This window comes from Streptomyces sp. NPDC048659, from assembly GCF_040650575.1.
Taxonomy (GTDB): domain Bacteria; phylum Actinomycetota; class Actinomycetes; order Streptomycetales; family Streptomycetaceae; genus Streptomyces.
On record NZ_JBEZHM010000046.1, the window covers coordinates 45,438 to 67,127 of the forward strand.

Below are 21,690 nucleotides of genomic sequence, written 5' to 3' on the forward strand. Positions count from 1 at the left end.
CCCCCGGGCCTCGCGCCGTGCTCAGGGCCGGTCGTCGCGGGTCACGTACCGCTCGCGCACCCGCCACTCGCCGTCCTCGGACACCAGGACGTCCTCGCACACGCACATCAGGATCAGCCGCGGCTCCTCGTCCTTCCGGGTCGCCACCACCTGCACGTACGAGCGCACCCGCACCGCGCCGTCGGCGTCCCCGGCGACGGGCTCCTCCACCACCTCGGTGGTCAGCAGGTGCCGGCGCACCTCGCCCTCGGCCACGAGCGCCGCGTGCGCGGTGCGGACGCCCTCGGCCAGGGCCGCGCGCCCGCGCACCGGCTCGGGCAGCGAGGGCGGCGCGAACAGGCCGTCCTCGGTGAAGGTGGCCGCCCAGGCGTCGGCGTCGCCGGAGTCGAGCAGCTGCATCTGCCGGGCGTGGAAGCGCCGCACTTCGGCACAGAGCGCCGCGTACGAGGCGGACGCCGGGCTCACGGTCTGGCTCACGTTTCTCCCTCCCGGCCCGCGCCGGTCGCGGGGCCGCTGCCCGGATGCTCGCGCGGCCGTGTGGAGCCGGACTCGTGCCCGGACCGGCCCCGGCCTCCAGTACGGCTCGACCGTTGCTCCGGAACCGGCCGGGAGGATCCCGACCCTGATCCCGGCCCTGGTCCCCGGTCCTGATCCCGGACCCATCCCACGGAGGTGCGACGTGAGGCTCATCGACCTGTCCTCGCCGGTGGACGCTTCGCTCTGGGAACCCGACCCGGTGGAGCACCACGTCCTCACGCCCCGCGAGGGGGCCCTGCACATGAGCGAGGAGATGCGCGCCCACTTCGGCGTCGACCTCGACCCGGACGAGCTGCCCGGCGGGGAGTTCCTCTCCCTGGACCGCCTCACCCTCACCACCCACACCGGCACGCACGTCGACGCGCCCTCCCACTACGGGTCGCGGGCCGGGTACGGCGACGGCGTCCCGCGGCACATCGACCACATGCCGCTGGACTGGTTCCTCCGCCCCGGCATGCTCCTCGACCTCACCGACGCGCCCACCGGGACGATCGGCGCGGACCGGCTGGAGAAGGAGTTCGCCAGGATCGGGCGCCGCCCGGACCCCCTGGACATCGTCCTGCTGCACACGGGGGCCCAGCGCCACCAGGGCACCCAGCGGTACTTCACCGACTTCGCCGGCCTCGACGGCCCCGCCCTCCACCTGCTCCTGGACCTCGGCGTCCGGGTCGTCGGCACGGACGCCTTCAGCCTGGACGCCCCCTTCGGCGACATCATCGCGCGCTACCGGGCCACCGGGGACCGGGACGTGCTGTGGCCGGCGCACATGATCGGCCGGGACCGCGAGTACTGCCAGATCGAGCGGCTCGACCACCTGGAGGACCTGCCCGGGCCGTACGGCTTCCGGGTCGCCTGCTTCCCCGTGAAGATCGCCGGCGCCGGGGCGGGCTGGACCCGCGCCGTCGCGCTGGTCGACGAGTGAGCCACGGGGCCACCGCACCGCCCCCCGTACACCCGTCCCGCCCATCCCACCGGCGCCCGATCCCGGGCCCCGACCCGAAGGAGGCCGATGTTCGGTCACGAGCTCGCGGACGTCTACGAACTCGTCTACCGCTCCCGTGGCAAGGACTGGGCCGCCGAGGCGACCGAGACCGCCCGGCTGATCAGGGACCGGCTGCCCGGCGCGGACTCCGTCCTGGACGTCGCCTGCGGCACCGGCGCCCACCTGGAGACCCTCGCCGGACACTTCGGCCACGCCGAGGGGCTCGAACTCTCGCCGGCCATGCTGGAGCGCGCCGCCGCCCGGCTCCCGCCCGACGTGCCCCTGCACCGGGGCGACATGCGCGCCTTCGACCTCGGGCGCACCTTCGACTCGGTGGTCTGCCTCTTCACCGCGATCGGCTACCTCCCGGACCTCCCGGACATGCGGGCGGCGGTCGCGGCCATGGCCCGGCACCTGCGCCCCGGCGGGGTGCTGGTCGTCGAACCCTGGTGGTTCCCCGAGCGGTTCCTGGACGGGTACGTGGCCGGGGACCTGGCGAGCGACGAGCGGCGCACGGTCGCGCGGGTCTCGCACTCGACCCGCCGGGGCCGGACCACCCGGATGGAGGTCCGGTTCGTCGTCGGCGACGCCGGCGGCATCAGGGAGTTCACCGAGATCGACCTGCTCACCCTGTTCACCGAGGAGGAGTACCTGGCGGCGTTCGCCGACGCCGGCTGCCCGGCGGAGTACCTGCGCCCCGACTGGACGGCACGGGGGCTCTTCGTGGCCCGCCGCGCCTGACGGGAGCCCGGGGGAGTGGCCTCGGCCGCGCCGGGCCGGAGCCGTGCCGGGGCGGCCCTCACCCGGAGGCCGCCGCGAACTCCTCCGCGATGGCCATCACATAGCGCCCGTACTCCGAGTTGCCCAGCCGCGCGCCGAGCCGGTGGCACTCCTCCGGGCCGATGAAGCCCATCCGCAGGGCCACCTCCTCGACGCACGCGATCCGCACCCCCTGCCGCTCCTCCAGGGTCCGCACGTACTGGGCGGCCTGGAGCAGCGACTCGGGGGTCCCGGTGTCCAGCCAGGCGAAGCCGCGGCCGAACTCCACCAGCCGGGCCCGTCCGCCCTCCATGTAGGCGCGGTTCAGGTCCGTGATCTCCAGTTCGCCGCGGGCCGAGGGCCGCAGTCCCGCGGCCATCCCGACCACGTCGGCGGCATAGAAATAGAGCCCGGTGATCGCACGGTTCGAGCGCGGCCTGACGGGTTTCTCCTCGATGGACAGCAGCTTTCCGTTACCGTCGGTCTCGCCGACCCCGTACCGCTCCGGGTCGTGCACCGCGTATCCGAAGAGCAGGCATCCGTCCACATTCTCCCGCTCTTTTCTGAGCAGGTCGGAGAACGAATGCCCGTGGAATATGTTGTCGCCCAGCACCAGGGCCACGGAATCGTCCCCGATGTGGTCGGCGCCGATGACGAACGCCTCCGCGATGCCGTTCGGCTTGGGCTGCTCCGCGTAGCTGATGCGCAGGCCGAGATCGCTGCCGTCACCGAGCAGACGGCGGAACTGCGGCAGGTCGTGCGGGGTGCTGATGACGAGGATGTCCTGGATGTCGGCCAGCATCAGCACCGACAGCGGGTAGTAGATCATCGGCTTGTCGCCGACCGGGAGCAGCTGTTTCGAAACGGCCAACGTGATCGGATGGAGGCGGCTTCCCGTGCCTCCGGCCAGAATGATTCCCTTCATGGCCAGGATGCTAGCCAGGTGAAATCCGGGACGACAAGAACGGAAATGCGGAGTCGAGGTGCAATCGAGATGGATACGAGCGGCATCGGTTGAAATCGGTCCCCATCCGAGCGGAATTGGAGACTGCCAGTGACCATTCGTGTGTGGGGATATCTGGACGAGTACGCCGCGGAACGCGAGGAGATCCTCGACGCGGTCGACACCGTCTTCGGGTCGGGCCGCCTGGTCCTCGCCGACAGCGTCCGGTCGTTCGAGGAGGAGTTCGCCGCCCGGCACGGCGCCGGGCACTGCGTCGGGGTGGACAACGGCACCAACGCCGTCAAACTCGCCCTTGAGGCCCTCGGGGTCGGCCCCGGGGACGAGGTGATCACCGTCTCCAACACCGCGGCGCCCACCGTGCTCGCCATCACCGGCACCGGGGCCACGCCGGTCTTCGTCGACGTGCGCGAGGACTACCTCATGGACGTCTCCCAGGTCGAGGCCGCCATCACCCCGCGCACCCGCTGCCTGCTCCCGGTCCACCTGTACGGCCAGTGCGTCGACATGGCCCCGCTGGAGGAACTGGCCGCGCGCCACGGGCTCGCCGTCCTGGAGGACTGCGCGCAGGCCCACGGCGCCCGGCACCACGGCCGCCCGGCCGGGACCATGGGCAAGGCCGCCGCCTTCTCCTTCTATCCGACGAAGGTCCTCGGCGCCTACGGCGACGGCGGCGCGGTCCTCACCTCCGACCCCGAGGTGGCCGAGGCCCTCCGCCGGCTGCGCTACTACGGCATGGAGGAGCGCTACTACGTCACCGCGCTCCCCGGCCACAACAGCCGTCTCGACGAGGTGCAGGCCGAGATCCTGCGGCGCAAGCTCCGCCGCCTCGACTCCTACGTGGCCGACCGCCGCGAGGTGGCCCGGCGCTACGCCGAGGGCCTCGCCGACACCGACCTGGTCCTTCCCGGGACCAACCCCGGCAACGAGCACGTGTACTACGTGTACGTCGTGCGCCACCCGCGCCGGGACGCGATCATCGAGGCGCTGCGCGAGCGGGACATCGAGCTCAACATCAGCTACCCGTGGCCGGTCCACACCATGACCGGATTCCGGCACCTCGGTCACCGGGAGGGCTCCCTCCCGGTGACCGAGCGGCTGGCGGGCGAGATCTTCTCGCTGCCGATGTACCCCTCACTCGCCCCGGACGCCCAGGACCGGGTCGTCGAGGCCCTCCGCGAGGTCCTCAAGACCCTGTCCTGACACGGAGAGCCGGGCGGCGAAGAGCCCGTTCTCGCTCCGGCTCAGGGCCCGGAGGGCGGCGGCGTGCGGCGCGAACTCCGGCCGCCCCACCGCCCGCTGGAACGAGGCCCGGTCCGCCCACACGGCCAGGTTCACATAGGCGGCCGGGTCCTCCAGCTCCCGCAGCAGGCTGTGCCGGACGAAGCCCGGCTGGCGGGCCATGAAGGCGGAGGTCCGGGCGAAGACCTCCTCGAACTCCGCGGCCGGACCGTGGACGGTGAACCTGTTGACGAAGGTCACCTCGGTGTCGTGGCGGATCCCGTCGGGCATGGGCGGGCCCTCCTCGTCTCGTCGTCCTCCCGTCCGGCGCTCCCGGACGCGTGGCGGCGAGCCTGGCCGGGACCCGTGGAGAACGTCTCGACTCCGGCTGACCCGGCCTCCTCCCCGAGCCCGTCCGGGCCCCTCACGGACCCGGCACCCGGCCGCACCGGCCCGCCGCCCGTCCCCTCAGCGGGCGCCCACCTCCTCGACGACCGGAGCCGCGCGCAGCGTCTCGTCCAGCCGCTCCTTGGCGTAGGCCCGGGTCAGCCGGTCGAAGACGTACTGCCCGACCCCGTCGGCGCAGCGGTCCGCGCCCAACAGGTGCTGGTCGGCCAGGACTTCGAGCACGAACTCCAGCTCGGCGGCCGGCCGGTTCAGCAGGTCCGCGGCCTGCGCCGCCGTGAACGGCGACTCGCCCAGCATGCTCAGCAGCCGGAACGCCCCCTGCTCCGACGAGGTGAGCCCCGCGTAGCTGGCGTCGTACCGGGAGCGCACGTCCAGCTCGCCGAGCCGTGCCACGTCGAGGATCCGCGGGGTCGCGCCGAGCCGGTCGGCGAGGGCCGTCAAGGACAGCCGCGGCCCGGCGGCGAGCCGCCCGCCGACACAGCGCAGGGCCAGCGGGTGCCGGCCCAGCAGCTCCACGATCCGGAGCGCCGCCTCCGGCTCGCGCTCCACGCGCTGCCTGCCGGTGAGGGCCGCGAGGATCTCCAGGGCCTCCTCCCGCGGCGGCGGGCCCAGCTCGACCCGCTCGGCCTCGACCAGCGCGGTCATCCGGCGGCGGCCGGTGACGAGCAGCGCGCACCGCGGATCGGCCGGCAGCAGGTTCCGTATCTGGGCTGAACACGCGACGTCGTCGAGGAGCACCAGCACCCGCCGCCCCGTCGTACGGGACCGGAACAGCGCCCCGCACTCCTCCGGGCTCTCCGGGATCCGGGAGGTCGGCACCTCCAGGGCCCGCAGGAAACCGCGCAGCACCTCGGCGGGGTCGCGCGGCTCGCTGGAGGACCCGCGCAGGTCCGCGTAGAGCTGTCCGTCGGTGAACCGCGGCCGGAGCAGGTGCGCCAGGTGCACCGCCAGCGCGCTCTTGCCGATCGCGGGCGGGCCGGTGACGACCCCGATGCGCGCCGCGGTGCCGTCGGCGCCCGGGCCGTCGGGTCCGCGCAGCGCCGCCTCCAGCTCCTTGAGGGCCGCCTGGCGGCCGACGAACCCGGCCAGACCGGCCGGCAGCTGGGCCGGGTTCCCGATCGACTCCCGTACGGGGAGGGGGGCGGGTTCCGGGGGAACGCGCGCGCGGTCGTCGACCGGCGGGGGCGCCGGGCGCGAGGACGGCACGGGCGCGGCCCGCGGGCGTGGTCGCTCCTCGGGCTCGGCGGGGTGGTCGGAGAGCAGCTTCTGCTGGAGCCGGGCGAGCTCCTTCCCGGGTTCGAGGCCCAGCTCGTCGATCATCTTCTGACGCAGGCTCTGGTACGCCTCCAGCGCCTCGTGACGGCGCCCGGACCGGTGCAGGGCCACCATGAGGAGTCCGTGGAGGTGTTCGTGCAGGGGATGCTCCAGCACCAGCGACTTGAGCTCGCTGATGAGTTCGCGGTGCCGGCCGGTCTCCAGGTCGGCCTCGATGCGCTGTTCGAGGATGCGGAAGCGGAGCTCCTCCAGCCGGGTCACGTACGAGAAGAGACGTCCCCCGGTCTCGACGTCGGCCAGCGCGGGTCCGCGCCACAGGGCCAGCGCCCGCTCGAAGCTCTCCAGCGCCGCGGCGGAGTCGCCTCGCTGGAGGAGCTCCTGGCCCTCCTCGGCCGTCCGCTCGAAGAGGCTGACGTCGAGGCTCGACGGCGGAATGGTGAGACTGTAGCCGCCGGGCTGGGTCTGCAGCAGGTTTCCGAGACCCTGCTTCAGCAGGAGTTTGCGGAACTTGTAGATGTAGGTCTGCAAAGTGGTCACGGCGCTCGGGGGCGGCAGTTCGGGCCATAACTCGTCGATCAGTTCGGATGCCTGGACCACCGTGTTGTGCCGCAGCATGAGCAGGGAGATGACCTGTCGGGGCTTGGGCGCGGTCGGCATGATGTTGCGCCCCCGCCATCGTATTTCGACGGGCCCCAGAAGCCGGAACTCCAAGATGTTTCCTCCCGATTCAGGTTCTTCCTCATCGGTTGATCACCTCGACTTCACGATAGATCGTCGAAAACGCCTGGTCAATGACGGGTGGAGGCACGGAAGTCGGGGAGCGGCACCGGAATCGCCGACTCCGGGAAAAGTTCCCGTAAAGCGCTGGTCATCCGGAAGTGGCGGAGATTCGCTCCCGGAGTCCCCGGCCGGCCCCGCCGGTCCGCCGTCGACCGGCCGGTCACGGCGCCCGGCGAGGAGAGGTAAGGGGCGCCCGGGGGGTCGCTTCCCGCCACCGAGGACGCCTTCGGTCCCGTTCTGTCCATCGCTCCTGCAACCCGCCGAGGCCCAGGCTCCAGCGTTCCTCCAGCGGGAATCCACCCCGCGGGCGCCCCGCCCGCCTTCCGGGCCCCGCCGTCCGACACGGTCCCGCCGCCGGTGTCAAGGCTCCGCGCGATCCTCCACACAGCATTGAGCCGAACACGAGCCCACCGGCGCAGGCTCGCCGTGTGGACATTTCAGTCGAGGTCACCGGCGCGGGTAAAGGGGGACGCGAATGAAGGCGGCCAGTAATCGGCGCGTGGTCATCACGGGAATGGGGGTCGTGGCACCCGGAGCGATCGGCGTGAAACCGTTCTGGGATCTGCTGACCTCGGGGCGCACCGCCACCCGCACCATCACCGCGTTCGACCCCTCCCCGTTCCGTTCCCGAATAGCCGCGGAATGCGATTTCGACCCGGCGGCGGAGGGGCTCACCCCCCGGCAGGTCCGCCGCATGGACCGCGCGGCCCAATTCGCCGTCGTCGCCGCCCGGGAGGGCATCGAGGACAGCGGCATCGACCGGGAGGCGCTGGACGGCACCCGCGTGGGCGTCGTCATCGGCAGCGCCGTGGGCTGCACCACGAGCCTGGAGAACGAGTACGCGGTCGTCAGCGACAGCGGCAGCCGCTGGCTGGTCGACCACGCCTACGCCGTCCCGCACCTCTACGACTACTTCGTGCCCAGCTCCATCGCCGCCGAGGTCGCCCACGACCGGATCGCGGCGGAGGGGCCCGTATCGCTGGTCTCCACCGGCTGCACGTCCGGTCTGGACGCGGTGGGCCGGGCGGCCGACCTGATCGCCGAGGGCGCCGCCGACGTGATGGTGGCCGGCGCGACCGAGGCGCCCATCTCGCCCATCACCGTGGCGTGCTTCGACGCGATCAAGGCGACCAGCCCCGACAACGACCGGCCGGGGGAGGCGTCCCGCCCCTTCGACCGCACCCGGCGCGGCTTCGTCCTCGGCGAGGGCGCGGCGGTGTTCGTCCTGGAGGAGCGGGAACACGCCCGCCGCCGGGGCGCCGAGGTGTACGCCGAGATCACCGGCTTCGCGAGCCGTTGCAACGCCTTCCACATGACCGGACTGCGGCCCGACGGGCGGGAGATGGCCGAGGCGATCCGGGCGGCCCTCGCCGAGGCCCGTACGGACCCGTCCGCGATCGACTACGTCAACGCGCACGGCTCGGGCACCCGCCAGAACGACCGGCACGAGACCGCCGCCTTCAAACGGGCCCTCGGCGAGCACGCCCGCCGCACCCCGGTGAGCAGCATCAAGTCGATGATCGGCCACTCGCTGGGCGCCATCGGCTCCCTGGAGATCGCCGCCTGCGCGCTCGCCGTCCGGCACGACGTGGTGCCGCCCACGGCGAACCTGCGGGAGCCCGATCCCGAGTGCGACCTGGACTACGTGCCGCTGGAGGCCCGCGCGGTGCCGGTCTCGCGCGTCCTCACGGTCGGCAGCGGGTTCGGTGGCTTCCAGAGCGCGATGGTGCTGGCCGGGCCGGACGCGGCCGCCGGGGCGGCGGGATGAGCGCGGACACCGTCGTCACGGGCCTCGGCGTGGTCGCGCCCACGGGCCTGGGGCACGAGGAGCACTGGGCGAACACCCTGCGCGGCGCCTCGGCGATCGGCCCCGTCACCCGCTTCGACGCGGCGCGCTACCCGAGCGGTCTGGCCGGCGAGGTGCCCGGCTTCGTACCCGAGGAGCACCTGCCCAGCAGGCTCCTGCCGCAGACCGACCACATGACCCGGATGGCCCTCGTGGCCTCCGACTGGGCCCTCGCCGACGCCGCGGTCGACCCGGCCGCGCTGCCGGAGTACGGGATGGGCGTGGTCACCGCCGCCTCCGCGGGCGGCTTCGAGTTCGGCCACCGGGAGCTGCAGAACCTGTGGGGCCGCGGCCCGGCCCACGTCAGCGCCTATCAGTCCTTCGCGTGGTTCTACGCGGTCAACACCGGCCAGGTCTCCATCCGGCACGGCCTGCGCGGCCCCGCGGGGGCGCTCGTCACCGAACAGGCCGGCGGCCTGGACGCGCTGGGCCAGGCCCGCGGGCACCTGCGCCGCGGCCGGCCCATGGTGCTCGCCGGAGCGGTGGACGGCTCCCCGTGCCCCTGGGGCTGGGTGGCCCAGCTCAGCACGGGCCGGATGAGCGGGGAGACGGACCCGGCCACCGCGTACCGCCCCTTCGGCCCCGGCGCCGACGGCTATGTGCCGGGCGAGGGCGGCGCCCTGCTGGTCCTGGAGGGCGAGGAGTCCGCCCGCGCCCGCGGGGCCACCCGGTGGTACGGGCGGATCGCCGGCTACGCGGCCACGTTCGACCCGCCGCCCGGCTCGGGCCGCCCCCCGAACCTGCTGCGCGCCGCCCGCGCCGCCCTCGACGACGCCGGGCTGGACCCCGAGGGGATCGACGTGGTCTTCGCGGACGCGGCCGGCACCCGCGAGGAGGACGCGGCCGAGGCCGACGCCCTGCGCACCCTGTTCGGCCCGCACGGGGTCCCGGTCACCGCGCCCAAGACCATGACCGGCCGGCTGAGCGCCGGCGGCTCCGCCCTCGACGTGGCCACCGCCCTGCTGGCCCTGCGCGAGGGAGTGATCCCCCCGACCGTCAACGTCGGCCGCCCGCTGCCCGAGCACACCCTCGACCTCGTGACCACCCCGCGCCAGGCCCCGCTCGCCGCGGCCCTGGTCCTCGCCCGGGGCCGCGGCGGCTTCAACTCCGCCGTGGTCCTGACGGCCCCGCACTGAGCACCGCCGCGCCACGCCCACCCACCGCCGACAGGAGAACAGCCACATGACACAGCTGACGACCGACCGCCTCATGGAGATCATCCGGGAGTGCGCGGGCGAGGGCGACCCGGTGGCAACCAACCGCAGCCCCGAAGAGACCGAGTTCACCACCCTCGGCTACGACTCGCTGGCCCTACTGGAGACGGCGAGCAGGCTGGAGCGGGAGTTCCAGGTGTCCCTGGAAGAGGAGGACTTCGCCCTGGCCAAGACCCCGACCCAGCTCACGGCCTTGGTCAACCGCCTCGTCACCGAGGCGGCCTGACCGCAGCCGCGTCCACCGCTTGAGTTACCTCCGCCCGGCGGCCGGGACGACCCCGGCCGTCGGGCGAACGGCCGTCCGGCACCCGGATTTCCGCGGGTCACGCTCACCGTGGGCGCCGCGACGAGGCCGCAGACGCCGTCGTCGCAACGGCGCCGCAGACGGCCCCGGGAGACGGTCCGGACGAGACCGACGACCCAGCTTCATCGCGGCCGTGCTCAGGCCGAGCGCCCGCGCCACGGTCCTGCCCGGCAGGCCCTGCACATCCCGCATGACGAGGACCTGCCACTGGTCCCGGGGGAGCGCGCCGACCGCGGTTGTGATCCGTTCGGCGTCCAGCCCGCGGAGCACCGCCTCCTCGCCGAGACGAGGACGGCTCTGGCCGGCCACAGTCCCGCCCAGCCGGAACCAACAAAGTTCAACATCTCGACGGTGAAGAGCGGCATGCCCGGTTTGCGGGCAAGAGGGTGGCAAGAGGGTGAAGTCATCCAAGTCGGCGCCGACAGCGGAGCAGGATCGACCCAGGACGCCTGGAATCTGATGTTGACTTTTGGTGAGGTCAGCGCTTTTCTGTGGTGTGTCTAGTTGATTGGTGTTGCACTGTGGTGACTTTGGCGCCTCTGAGGACCAAGTCACCAACCTCGCACGGTCGTTCGCCCGGATCGGAACCCCCGTTCCTGTCACCTCGCGGCGACCTCCGCGACATCACCTGATCCACGCCGCATCGGTTGGCCGCGCGCGACGGCCAGGCAAGGGGAATCGCATGTTCACGGAATATCGCCGGCGTCCGATGGCCGCGGGCGCACTGGGACTGGTCACTGTCCTCGTGCTCGCCTCCTGCTCCAGTGGCCGGCAGGCGGCGGGCCCCGAAGGCGGCGGGGAGGTCGGCAAGATCGACGGCAGGATCTCTCTGACGTATCTTCAGAAGCAGGGCGACCAGGAGTACTTCGTCGGGGAAGCGGCCGGGGCCAAGGCCAAGGCCGACGAGCTCGGCGTCGATCTGAAGGTCGTCAACCTCGGCACCGACGCCAACAAGACCATCAGCGAAGCGCAGTCCGCGATCTCGCAGAAGAGCCACGGCCTGATCGTCGTCGTCCCCGACCCGGCCGTCGGCCCTCAGGTCGCCCAGATCGCCAAGGACGCCAAAGTCGCCCTGCTCACCTCCGACGACCAGATCTGCACGACCGGACCGGATCCGACCTCGTGTCCCCCTGACGCTCTGGTGCCGCGGATCGGCTTCAGCGGAGCCCAGATGGGCGGCGAGGTCGGCAAGCGCGCCGCCGCCGAGTTCAAGACGGCCGGCTGGAACGCCGCGGAGACCCGCACCATCTCCGCCTGGAAGCAGGACGTGACCGTCTGCACCGACCGCGTCAAGGCGGCCAAGGACGCCTTCGCGGCCGGCGCCGGCGCCACGGTGCGGAACATCGACGTCCCCACGGACAACAGCCCCACCGGCGCGCAGGACAAGATCGCGGCCACCGTCACGGCCAACCCGGACGTCAAGCACTGGGTGGTCTGGGGCTGCAACGACGAGAACGTGCAGGGTGGGGTGACCGCGCTGGAGAACGCCGGCTTCAAGGCCGACGACGTCATCGGCGTGGGCCTCGGCGCCTACCTCGCCTGCAAGAACTGGAGCTCGGGGAAGCCGTCCGGCATGAAGGCCGCGCTGTTCATCAACGGCGAGGACGTCGGGGCGCTGGCCGTGCAGACCATGTACGACAAGCTCAAGAACGGCAAGGCGTTCCCGAAGGAGGCATTCGCTCCGACCACCATGGTCGACGCCGGTACCTGGAAGTCCGCGGGAGTCACCTGCGGCTGAGTGCCGTCCGTCGACGTCGGTGCGGCGCCCTGTCCGCCGCACCGGCTCTCTCCGTGAGCTTCCGGTGCTCTCACCACACCGGCTCTCTCCGTGAGCCTCCGGTGCTCTCACCGCACCGCCCCCCCCCGCCGGGCTTGCCCGCCGCGCCAGCCCCCTTCCGTCGGCGTACGGCCCCGCCCCTTCCCGTCCCTCCAGCACGTGAGGCCAGCATGACCACACCCGGCACCCCACCCCCCACCAAGGCGACCCCAGGTGTCGGTGTCGCCGTCGAGAACATCGTCAAGCGCTTCGGCGCCGTTCAAGCCCTCAGTGGCGTCACCCTGACCTTTCCGCCAGGGCAGGTCACCGCGCTCATGGGCGAGAACGGCGCCGGCAAGTCCACGCTGCTGAAGATCCTCACCGGCGACCACCAGCCCACCGAAGGGCGCGTCCTCCTCTCCGGCGTGCCGGTCTCCTTCGCCTCGCCGCACGACGCCCGTCGCGCCGGGATCCGCATCATCCCGCAGGAGCCGGAGATCATCCCGCACGTCTCCGTGGCGGAGAACGTCTACGCCGGATCCCTGCCCCGCAAGGCCGGCCGACGCCTCGACCGCGCCGAGCTGAGCCGCAGGATCACCTCGGACCTGGCGCGGCTCGGCTTCGACAAGGTCATCGACCCCGAGCAACTCGGTTCCGAACTGACCCCCGCGCAGAGGCAGTTGGTGGAAATCCTGCGCGCCCTCACGGTCGACGCCAAGGTCATCGCCTTTGACGAGCCGACCTCCTCGCTCGCGGAGAACGAGGCCGAGGCGCTGTTCGCCCTCATCGGCCGGCTCCGCGCCCAGGGCATCGCGATCATCTACGTCTCCCACCGCATGAAGGAGATCTTCCGGCTCGCCGACCGCATCGCCGTGCTCCGCGACGGTGCCTCCGCAGGCATCCTCGACGCCGCCGCGACCACCGAGAGCGAGGTCGTGCGGATGATGGTCGGCCGCGACCTGTCCTCGCTCTTCGCGCGACAGGACGTCGCACGGGACGACGTCGTCCTGCGACTGGACGGCGTCACGACCGACGACGTCACCGACATCAGCCTTCAGGTCAGGGCGGGCGAAGTGGTCGCCCTCGCCGGCCTGATGGGCGCCGGCCGCTCGGAGCTGGGGCTCGCCCTCGCCGGCGACCGCCCCCTGCGCTCCGGCCGGATCACCCTGAACGGCCGGCCGCTACGGCTGCGCAGCCCGAAGGACGCCATCCGGGCGGGCATCGGCCTGGCGCCGGAGGAGCGCAAGGCCCAAGCGCTCTTCCTGCACCGGTCCATCCGCGACAACACCTCGCTGGTCAGCCTCGAACGCCTGCGCAGGATGCGCTTCGTCCGCCGCGGCCAGGAGAGGGCCGTCGCCCAGGACTTCTCGGACCGGCTGAGGGTGCGCGCCCCGTCCATCGAGCACGAGGTGCGCAAACTGTCCGGCGGCAACCAGCAGAAGGTCGTCCTCGCCCGGTGGCTGCTGCGCCGACCGAAGGTCCTGATCCTCGACGAACCCACCCGCGGTATCGACATCGGTGCCAAGGCGGAGATCTACCGCATCATCGCCGACCTAGCCCAAGAGGGTGTCGCCCTGCTCGTGATCTCCTCCGAACTCCCCGAGGTGCTCGGGCTCGCCGACCGGATCGTGGTGATGCAGGGCGGCCGCGTGACCGGCGAACTCGACCGGGCCGAGGCCACCGAGGAAGCGATCCTCAACCTAGCCATGGCCGACGACCTCGGACCTCTCGATCCCGCCCCCGCCCCGGCCGCCGCGCGGCCCCGTACCGACTCCGCCCATGGAGGCCCCCGATGACCACCGCCGCCACCTCCCAGGCCGAGACCGAGGGAGCCGCGCCGGCGGCGCGCAAGCGCTACGCGCCGGCCGCCCTCGGCGGACAGAACCTCAGTCTGATCGGTGCGCTCGTCGTCGTCCTCGGCCTGTTCGGCGCCCTCAACGGGAACTACCTCAGCCTCGCCAACCTCCAGGTGATCGCCGAGGCCGCGACCATCACCGGCCTGCTCGCCATCATGCAGACCGTGGTCATCATCTGCGGCGGCCTCGACATCTCCGTCGGCTCCCAGGTCGGCGTCGCCTCGGTCGTCAGCGCCATGGTCTTCACGAGCACCGGTTCCAGCGCGGTCGCCGGCATGCTCGCCGCGGTCGGCGCCGGTGTCCTGGTGGGCGGCCTCAACGGCCTCGTCATCGTCTACGGCCGCGTCAACCCGACCATCGCGACCCTCGCCGGACTCGCCGCCTACAAGGGCCTCGCCCAGCTCCTGTCCGACGGCCGTGCCCAGGGCTACGTCCTCAACGATCCGGTCTTCGTCTTCCTCGGCCGCGGCAAGATTGCCGGACTGCCCGTCATGGTCTGGATCCTCGTCGTCGTCGCGATCGCCGTACACGTGATGCTCACGTACACCGACATCGGCCGCAACCTCTACGCGATCGGCGGCAACGACACCGCCGCGCGCCTGGCCGGTATCAACATCAACAAGTACCTCGTCGCCGTCTACGCGCTCATCGGCGTCGTCGCCGCCGTCGCGGGCATCCTGCTCACCGCCCGCACCGGCTCCGGCCAGCCCGTCTCCGGCAGCGAGGGCCTCGAACTCAAGGCCATCACCGCCGCCGCCCTCGGCGGCTGCGCGCTCAAGGGCGGCAAGGGAGGGGTCGGCGGCACCTTGCTCGCCGTCGCCCTCCTGGGCGCCCTGGAGAACGGACTGACGGTCGAGGGCATCAACACCTTCTGGCAGAACGTCGCCCAGGGCGCCCTGCTCGTGGCCGCCGTGGTCATCCAGCAGCGCCGCAACGGCGAACGGGCGGTCGGACTCCCGCACTGACCCGACACACCGGCACCCCCGCGTACGTCACGAGGCCCGCACCCTGAAAGGTGCGGGCCTCGTGACGTACCGGGGTGACGAGGAGCGGGTGCCGACGACGGTGCCATGTGCGTCGGTTGGTCCTGTCGGCGTCCCCCCCCAGCAGTTGTACGGGACCGCGCCCGCCGAGGGAACGCCGAAGCCCTCCCGGAAGCCGGGAGGGCCTGGGCGGGGAGGGCCGGGCTCGGGCACGCGGGGGACTGGCCCGAGCCCGGCGTCGCCAGATGGTCCTATTCCTCGGTCGGGCCGAGGTCGGGCGTCGCGCGGAAGTCGACGGTGCGGCCCCGGGGGCCGGCGTGGAGCTCCAGGACGACGAGCTCGTTCGTGCCGGCGCGCAGGACGGGAGCGGGGACGTACAACGACCTCTGCGGGCCGCGGGACCAGTACCGGCCCAGCGGGAAGCCGTTCACCCAGGCGTTGCCCTTGGTCCAGCCGTCGAGGTGAAGGTAGGTGTCGGCCGGCTCGGTGACCTCGAAGGTGCCCCGGTGGAAGGCCGGGCCCACGGGGGTGGTGGTGGCTTCGGCGAAGGGGATGCCCTCCAGGGTGGCCAGCGGCAGCGGGCGGTTGGTCCATGCCGAGGGCTCGACGCCGTCCAGGAGGACCGAGCCGAGCAGGCCCTTGCGGTCGTGGATGCCCTCCCCGTAGTTCACCCGGCCCTGGTTCTCCACCAGGATCGAGAGCACGCTGCCGGCCCGCGGGGCCGTGAAGGCCAGGGCGTGCTCGTGGTTCTCGCGCTCCAGGACGCCCACCGGCTGCCCGTCGACGAACACCTGGGCGCGGTCGCGGACGTGCTCGACCTCCAGCAGGGCGGAGCCGCGCAGGGGCACGGTGGTCTCGTACAGGACGAAGCCGAAGTCCTGCTCCAGCTCCTCCATGGTCAGCGGCCTGCGCGAGTCGATCCGCGCGCTCAACTCGTCCGCGCTCGCCAGCAGTTCCGCGCTCTGGGGCAAGGCGACCGGGGGGAGCGCCAGCTTGGGGCCCGGCGCGGGCACGGGAGCGTCCGGCACCGGCGCGTACTTGGCGATCATGTCACGGAACGCCGTGTACTTCACCGTCGGGTCCCCGGCCTCGTCGAGCGGCGAGTCGTAGTCGTAGGAGGTGACGGTGGGGCGGTAGGTGTGCTTGTCGTTGGCGCCGTTGGTGAAGCCGAAGTTGGTGCCGCCGTGGAACATGTAGAAGTTCACCGAGGCGCCGGTGGCCAGGACCTCGTCGAGCTCGCGGGCGGCGTCGTCGGGATCGCGGACCACGTGCCGTGCGCCCCAGCGGTCGAACCAGCCGATCCAGAACTCCGTGGTCATCAGAGGCCCTTCGGGACGCTGCGCGCGCAGGGCGGCCAGGTGGTGGGCCGAGCGGCTGCCGAAGTTGGCGGTGGCGAGGACGCCGGGCAGGGAGCCCCGCTTCAGGTCGACCGGCTGATCGCAGGTGAACAGGGGGACGTCGACGCCGCAGGCGCGCAGCGAGCCGGCGATGTGCTCCAGGTAGGCGGTGTCGTCGCCGTAGGCCCCGTACTCGTTCTCCACCTGCACGGCCAGGACCGGGCCGCCCCGTGAGGCGAGGTGGGGCCGGAGCGGGGTGAGCAGTCGCTGGAAGAAGTCGTCCACGGCCGCCAGGAAGCGGGGGTCGCGGGAGCGCAGCCGTATGCCGGGCTCGGCGAGCAGCCACGAGGGCAGACCGCCGCCCTCCCACTCCGCGCAGATGTACGGGCCCGGGCGCAGCAGGACGTGCAGCCCCTCGGCGGCGGCGAGGTCGAGGAAGCGGGGGAGGTCGAGCCCCCCGTCGAGCACGAAGCGGTCGGGGCGCGGCTGGTGGAGGTTCCAGGGGACGTAGGTCTCGACGGTGTTGAGGCCCATCAGCCGGGCCTTGCGGAGCCGGTCCTGCCACTGCTCGGGGTGGACCCGGAAGTAGTGCAGCCCGCCGGACAGGAAACGGAAGGGGCGTCCGTCGAGCAGGAATCCGGTCTGGTCGGTCTGGAGAACGGGCATGCGCTGCTTGCTCCTGATACGTGAAGTCGTGCCGGGTAGTAGAGGCGCCAGCGGGAATGTTTGCGTAAACATAGCAGGCGTCAGAAGCCCTTCCAAGGGCGCGCGGGGGCGCAGCGCCGATGCTCCGCCCCCGCGGTGGTGTTGCCTACTTGTTGACGGTGAAGCCCTGGTCGTTGCCGTACTTCACGCTGGTGTCCTGCCATGCCTTGAGCCCGTCGTCGAGCTTCGTCCCGGAGACGTACGCCTTGCCGACGGTGTCGTTGAAGACGGAGTTCGCGTAGACCTGGAAGGGCAGGTAGGTCCAGTCCTCGCCGACGTTGCGGGCGGATTCGGCGAAGACGCGGTTGGCCTGCTGGCCGCCGAAGTAGGGGAAGGGCTTGTCGAGGAACGCCCCGGAGTCGAGGTCGGCGCGGGTGGCGGGGAAGGCGCCTTCGGCGACGCGGCCGGTGGCGCCGGCGCCGGTGGTGGCGAACTCGGTGAAGGCGTACGCGAGTTCCTTGTTCTTGGCGGCCTTGGGGACGGCGAGGGAGCTGCCGCCGTTCTCGGCGCTGGTCCTGTCGCCGGCGGCCCACTGGGGGAGGGGGGCGACGCGCCAGTCGCCGGAGGCGGAGGCGACGCCGGAGGTGAGGTTGGCGGGCATCCAGGCACCGATGGAGAGGGTGGCGATGGAGCCGTCGGCGAGTCCCTTGTACCAGGCGTCGCTCCAGGAGCTGATCGGTGCGACGAGCTTCTCGTCGAGGAGCTTCTGCCAGGTGGCGGTGTACTTCCTGGTGCCCTCGTCACCGAAGTTCACGGTGACGTTCGTGCCGTCGGTCTTGTACGGGTGTCCGCCGGCCTGCCAGATGAGGCTGGTGGTGGCGCCGGCGTCGCCGGTGTCGTTGGTGATGAAGATCTTCGGGTCGGCCTTGTGCAGGGTGCGCGCCGCCTCGACGTACTCGTCCCAGGTGGTCGGGACCTTGACGCCGTGCTTGTCGAAGACCTTCTTGTTGTAGAAGAACGCCATCGGGCCCGAGTCCATCGGCAGGGCGAAGACCGCCTTGTCCTGGGAGACCGCGTTCCACGGGCCGGGAGTGAAGGTCTTGCCGTACTTGTCGGCCCCGTAGGAGGACAGGTCCTCGACGGTCTTGCCGATGGCGAACTGGCCGAGGGCGTAGTACTCGATCTGGGCGACGTCGGGCGCGCCGGAGCCGGCGGCTATGGCGTTCTGGAGGGCGGTGTACTGCTTGTCGCCGGTGCCGGCGTTGACGAGTTCGACGTCGACGTTGGGGTACTTCTTCTCGAAGTCCGCGGCGGCCTTCTTGAGGGTGGGTTCCCAGGCCCACACCGTCACCTTGCCGCCCTTCTTCAGCGCGGCGGCGACGTCCTTCGGGGAGCCGCCGGTGCCGGCGTCCTGCTCGTCGGAGCCACAGGCCGTGGCGGTCAGCGACAGCGTGGCGAGCACGGCGAGGGCGCTGAGGAGTCTGCGGGAGGAGTGGGTGCGCATGGGAGGAGCTCCTGGTCGGTGGTGCGGGCGGGGAGGGCTTCCGGACGGAGAGGTGGTGCGGAGGGATCCGAGGAGGGGAGGGCGGTCATTCCTTGACGCTTCCGGCGGCCAGGCCGGACTGCCAGTACCGCTGGAGCAGCAGGAAGACGGCCACGATCGGGACGATCGTCAGCAGGGAACCGGTGACGATCAGGTCGAAGACGGCCTCACCGCCGGCCGTCTGGGCCTGTGCGTTCCAGGCGTTGAGGCCGAGGGTCAGCGGGTACCAGTCGGGGTCCTTGATCATGATCAGCGGCAGGAAGTAGTTGTTCCAGGTCGCGACCATGGAGAACAGCAGCACGGTGACGGTGCCCGGTACGAGGAGCGGCAGCGCGATCGTGAAGAAGGTGCGCAGCTCTCCGGAGCCGTCGATGCGCGCGGCCTCCAGGAGCTCGGTGGGGACCGCCTCGGCGGCGAAGACCCACATGAGGTAGAGCCCGAAGGGGGAGATCAGGGAGGGGATGATGACGGCCCAGGGGGTGTTGGTCAGGCCCATGTTGCTGAACATCAGGAAGGTGGGCACGGCGAGGGCCGTGCCGGGGACGGCCACCGCGCCGATGACGACCGCGAAGACCGCCTTGCGGCCGGGGAAGTCGTACTTCGCGAGGGCGTAGCCGCCGAGGACGGCGAGGACCGTGGCGCCGCCCGCGCCCGCCGCGACGTACAGCAGCGTGTTGAGCAGCCAGCGGACGAAGACCCCGTCGTCGTAGGTGACCGTGCGGGTGATGTTGTCCCACAGGCTGAAGTCGTCGGCGAACCACAGCCCGAAGGAGTCGAGAAGCCCCCGCCGGCTCTTGGTGGCGTTGATGACGAGCCAGGCGAGCGGGAGCAGGGTGTAGACGAGGACCAGGCCGGTGAGGAGGGTCAGCGGGATGCTGCGCCGGGGGTTGAGCGGCGTGTGCGCGTGGCGCTTGCGGTCGCGGGTGGTGGCGGGGCGGGCGCCGCGCGCGGCGGCCGGAGTGCTTGCGCGCGACTCCGGGAGGTCCGGGGTGGATTCGGCGGCCGTGGTGGTCATGGAGGTGGTCATGGCTCAGCCCTTCCGCATGCCGCGCAGCTGGACCGCGTAGGCGATGATCGCGGTGATCACGCCCATCACGATCGCCACGGTCGCCGCGTAGTTGTGCTGCTGCCCCGAGAACGACAGCGAGTACGTGTAGAGGTTGGGGGTCAGGTCGTTGGTGATGGCGTTGGGGGCGAGCTTCTGCAGGATGCTCGGCTCGTTGAAGAGCTGGAAGCTGCCGATGATGGAGAAGATCGTGGCGATGACCAGCGCGCTGCGGATGGCCGGCAGCTTGACCGAGGCCACGATCCGCCACTCCCCGGCGCCGTCGATGGCCGCAGCCTCGTAGAGCGAGCGCGGGACGACCTTGAGCGCGGAGTAGAAGATCAGCATGTTGTATCCGACGAACTCCCAGGTCACGATGTTGCCGATGGAGGCGAGGACCAGGGCGGGGGAGAGCGGGTCGGGGAGGCTGACACCGAGCGCCTCGTTGAGGCTGCCCACCAGGCCGAACTGGTCGCCGTACATGAAGCCCCAGATGAGGCTGGCGACGACGGCGGGCACGGCGTACGGGAGGAAGATCGAGACGCGGAAGAAGGTCTTGCCGTAGAGCCGGCCGCTGTCGATGGCGAGGGCGGCGAGGAGCGCGAGGCCTAGCATGATCGGCACCTGTATCAGCAGAAAGAGGCCGACGCGCATCAGGCTGTCCCAGAAGCGGGGGTCCGTCAGCGCCTCGGCGTAGTTGTCGAGGCCGACGAAGGAGGTCCCGCCGATGAGCCGGTCCCGGAACAGGCTCAGATAGCCGGCGTAGCCGATGGGTGCGAGGAAGACGAGGCCGAAGACCGCGACGAACGGGCCGGCGAATCCCCAGCCCACGAGCGCCTCCTTGCCGAGGCGGAAGCGGGCTCGTGGGCGGTGCGGTGGTGCTGCCGTAGCGCGCGTCGACAGGAGCGTCATGGCGTGGTCCTAGCGTCGGTGTCCGGTCGGTCCGGAGGACGGGAGCGAGGTGGGGGCCTGAGGCGGGTGGCCGCCTGAGGCTAGGCGGTTCTGGCCGAAAGTCGGCCCTGCGGCAAGGCTGGCCGACGAGAAATGTTTACGTAATCATCGGTAGCGTGATGGTGACATTCCCGCAGGGGGGCGTCAAGCACGAAGTGGCAGCGGACGAGAGGGAATCGGGTGACCGAGCAGAACGCGACCGGCCGGCCGGCGGTGGTCGCGAAGGACACCGGGCGGCGCGCGCGCACCGGGCAGCGGAGGGTCTCCATGGCGGACGTCGCCCAGCTGGCGGGCGTCTCGTCGCAGACGGTCTCGCGCGTCTCCAACGGCGACGCGGCTGTCGTCGAGGCCACCCGGAAGCGGGTGCTCGACGCGATGAAGGAGCTGGGGTACCGGCCCAACAGCGCGGCGCGCGCCCTCAAGCGGGGCGACTTCCGGGCCATCGGCGTCATCACGATGGGGCTCACCAGCACGGGAAACATCAGGACCCTGGACGCCATAGCGGGTTCGGCGGCGCGGGCGGGCTACGCGGTCACGCTGATCCCCCTCGACGCGCCCACCCAGGAGAACGTCAAGGGGGCGTTCACCCGCCTCGACGAGCTGGCGGTCGACGCCGTCGTGCTCATCATGGAGGTGCACCTGCTCGACACCGCTGCCCTCACCCTGCCGCCGCACGTCAAGGTGGTCATGGTCGACTCCGACGCCACCGACTTCCCCGTGGTGGACACGGACCAGCGGCAGGGCGCCCGGGCCGCAGTGCGGCATCTGCTCGACCTCGGCCACGACACGGTCTGGCATGTCGCGGGACCCGAGGAGTCCTTCGCCGCAGGCCGCCGAGCGGAGGCGTGGGAGGAGGCGCTGCGCGCCGAAGGGCGCGCGGTGCCGCCCGCGCTGCGCGGCGACTGGACCCCCCAGTCCGGGTACGAGGCCGGGCTGAGGCTCGCCGCTGAGCCCGGGTGCACGGCGGTCTTCGTGGCCAACGACCAGATGGCCCTGGGGCTGCTGCGGGCCTTCCACGACCGCGGGGTGCGCGTTCCCGAGGACGTCAGCGTCGTCGGTTTCGACGACATCCCGGAGGCGGCGTCCTTCATCCCGCCCCTGACCACGGTCCACCAGGACTTCGCGCAGGTCGGCGAGTGGTGCGTCGACGCGATCCTGCGGGAGCTGGCGGGCGAGACCGTCACGGGGGTGCGCCTCGTGCCGACCACTCTGGTGGAACGGCACAGCACGGCGCCCCCAGCCTCGCGCGTACGGGACAACTGACCCCGCACGCCCGTGGCCGCGCGG

The 21,690-nt window shown here is 71.8% G+C and carries 18 protein-coding genes and 1 pseudogene; 10 read left to right on the forward strand and 9 right to left on the reverse strand.

The window, feature by feature from the left end; translation table 11 throughout:
- Positions 1-21 precede the first annotated feature (21 nt).
- On the reverse strand, positions 22-477 hold the full coding sequence (locus AB0C99_RS28945; RefSeq protein WP_362481088.1) for a nuclear transport factor 2 family protein: 456 nt from the start codon (positions 475-477) through the stop codon (positions 22-24).
- A 202-nt stretch (positions 478-679) separates the two neighbouring features.
- Between AB0C99_RS28945 and AB0C99_RS28950 the strand changes: the two genes are divergently transcribed.
- Together AB0C99_RS28950 and AB0C99_RS28955 are read left to right on the forward strand one after the other, a co-directional pair.
- Positions 680-1,459 carry a cyclase family protein gene (locus AB0C99_RS28950; protein WP_362481092.1) on the forward strand — a complete coding sequence of 260 codons (780 nt, stop codon included), beginning with the start codon at positions 680-682 and terminating at the stop codon, positions 1,457-1,459.
- Positions 1,460-1,546: 87 nt separating this feature from the next.
- Entirely contained in the window at positions 1,547-2,260 is a 714-nt protein-coding gene (locus AB0C99_RS28955; RefSeq protein WP_362481095.1) for a class I SAM-dependent methyltransferase, read from the forward strand.
- A 58-nt stretch (positions 2,261-2,318) separates the two neighbouring features.
- Here AB0C99_RS28955 and rfbA read toward each other — a convergent pair whose 3' ends face one another.
- Positions 2,319-3,203, reverse strand: a complete 885-nt coding sequence (gene rfbA, locus AB0C99_RS28960) for a glucose-1-phosphate thymidylyltransferase RfbA (RefSeq protein ID WP_362481098.1) — start codon at positions 3,201-3,203, stop codon at positions 2,319-2,321.
- A gap of 129 nt (positions 3,204-3,332) precedes the next feature.
- On the opposite strand from rfbA, the gene AB0C99_RS28965 reads away from it, so the two are divergent.
- Positions 3,333-4,442, forward strand: coding sequence for a DegT/DnrJ/EryC1/StrS family aminotransferase (locus tag AB0C99_RS28965; protein ID WP_362481100.1), 1,110 nt, complete (start codon positions 3,333-3,335; stop codon positions 4,440-4,442).
- Here the strand turns inward: AB0C99_RS28965 and AB0C99_RS28970 are convergent.
- Positions 4,374-4,751: an antibiotic biosynthesis monooxygenase family protein gene (locus tag AB0C99_RS28970; protein WP_362481101.1), complete on the reverse strand. Its 378-nt coding sequence runs from the start codon at positions 4,749-4,751 to the stop codon at positions 4,374-4,376. The genes AB0C99_RS28965 and AB0C99_RS28970 overlap by 69 nt on opposite strands.
- A 177-nt stretch (positions 4,752-4,928) precedes the next feature.
- Positions 4,929-6,800, reverse strand: coding sequence for a BTAD domain-containing putative transcriptional regulator (locus AB0C99_RS28975; protein ID WP_362481103.1), 1,872 nt, complete (start codon positions 6,798-6,800; stop codon positions 4,929-4,931).
- A 598-nt stretch (positions 6,801-7,398) separates the two neighbouring features.
- Here AB0C99_RS28975 and AB0C99_RS28980 point away from each other — a divergent pair.
- Genes AB0C99_RS28980 through AB0C99_RS28990 form a run of 3 tightly spaced genes read left to right on the forward strand, consistent with a single transcriptional unit; the run spans position 7,399 to position 10,209 of the window.
- Positions 7,399-8,691, forward strand: a complete 1,293-nt coding sequence (locus tag AB0C99_RS28980) for a beta-ketoacyl-[acyl-carrier-protein] synthase family protein (protein ID WP_362481106.1) — start codon at positions 7,399-7,401, stop codon at positions 8,689-8,691.
- A complete protein-coding gene (locus AB0C99_RS28985) occupies positions 8,688-9,905 on the forward strand; it encodes a ketosynthase chain-length factor (RefSeq protein ID WP_362481109.1) in 1,218 nt (405 codons plus the stop codon). Before AB0C99_RS28980 ends, AB0C99_RS28985 begins: the two co-directional genes overlap by 4 nt.
- A gap of 46 nt (positions 9,906-9,951) precedes the next feature.
- Complete coding sequence (locus AB0C99_RS28990) at positions 9,952-10,209, forward strand: acyl carrier protein (protein WP_362481112.1); 258 nt, start codon at positions 9,952-9,954, stop codon at positions 10,207-10,209.
- Positions 10,210-10,407: 198 nt separating this feature from the next.
- Here AB0C99_RS28990 and AB0C99_RS28995 read toward each other — a convergent pair.
- Positions 10,408-10,566 (reverse strand): annotated as a pseudogene (locus tag AB0C99_RS28995) (sigma factor-like helix-turn-helix DNA-binding protein); the annotation flags it as partial.
- 403 nt (positions 10,567-10,969) lie between these two features.
- Between AB0C99_RS28995 and AB0C99_RS29000 the strand changes: the two are divergent.
- The 3 genes from AB0C99_RS29000 (at position 10,970) to AB0C99_RS29010 (ending at position 14,864) form a co-directional block, all read left to right on the forward strand.
- Positions 10,970-12,025: a substrate-binding domain-containing protein gene (locus AB0C99_RS29000; protein WP_362481115.1), complete on the forward strand. Its 1,056-nt coding sequence runs from the start codon at positions 10,970-10,972 to the stop codon at positions 12,023-12,025.
- A 209-nt stretch (positions 12,026-12,234) separates the two neighbouring features.
- Positions 12,235-13,839 (forward strand): sugar ABC transporter ATP-binding protein, encoded by a 1,605-nt coding sequence (locus AB0C99_RS29005; protein ID WP_362481118.1) that lies wholly within the window; start codon positions 12,235-12,237, stop codon positions 13,837-13,839.
- Positions 13,836-14,864, forward strand: a complete 1,029-nt coding sequence (locus AB0C99_RS29010) for an ABC transporter permease (RefSeq protein WP_362481120.1) — start codon at positions 13,836-13,838, stop codon at positions 14,862-14,864. Before AB0C99_RS29005 ends, AB0C99_RS29010 begins: the two co-directional genes overlap by 4 nt.
- A 269-nt stretch (positions 14,865-15,133) precedes the next feature.
- Here the strand turns inward: AB0C99_RS29010 and AB0C99_RS29015 are convergent, their stop codons facing one another.
- The 4 genes from AB0C99_RS29015 to AB0C99_RS29030 all read right to left on the reverse strand — a co-directional run bounded on the left by AB0C99_RS29015 (position 15,134) and on the right by AB0C99_RS29030 (position 20,364).
- Complete coding sequence (locus AB0C99_RS29015; protein WP_362481122.1) at positions 15,134-16,885, reverse strand: beta-galactosidase family protein; 1,752 nt, start codon at positions 16,883-16,885, stop codon at positions 15,134-15,136.
- Positions 16,886-17,030: 145 nt separating this feature from the next.
- The gene (locus AB0C99_RS29020; protein WP_362481125.1) at positions 17,031-18,368 is read right to left on the reverse strand and encodes a sugar ABC transporter substrate-binding protein; all 1,338 of its coding nucleotides are present in this window, start codon (positions 18,366-18,368) and stop codon (positions 17,031-17,033) included.
- Positions 18,369-18,453: 85 nt separating this feature from the next.
- Entirely contained in the window at positions 18,454-19,434 is a 981-nt protein-coding gene (locus AB0C99_RS29025; RefSeq protein ID WP_362481127.1) for a carbohydrate ABC transporter permease, read from the reverse strand.
- Positions 19,435-19,437: 3 nt separating this feature from the next.
- Positions 19,438-20,364: a sugar ABC transporter permease gene (locus tag AB0C99_RS29030; protein WP_362481130.1), complete on the reverse strand. Its 927-nt coding sequence runs from the start codon at positions 20,362-20,364 to the stop codon at positions 19,438-19,440.
- Between the two features lie 306 nt (positions 20,365-20,670).
- Here AB0C99_RS29030 and AB0C99_RS29035 point away from each other — a divergent pair, with 306 nt between their 5' ends.
- Positions 20,671-21,666 carry a LacI family DNA-binding transcriptional regulator gene (locus tag AB0C99_RS29035; protein WP_362481145.1) on the forward strand — a complete coding sequence of 332 codons (996 nt, stop codon included), beginning with the start codon at positions 20,671-20,673 and terminating at the stop codon, positions 21,664-21,666.
- Positions 21,667-21,690 lie beyond the last annotated feature (24 nt).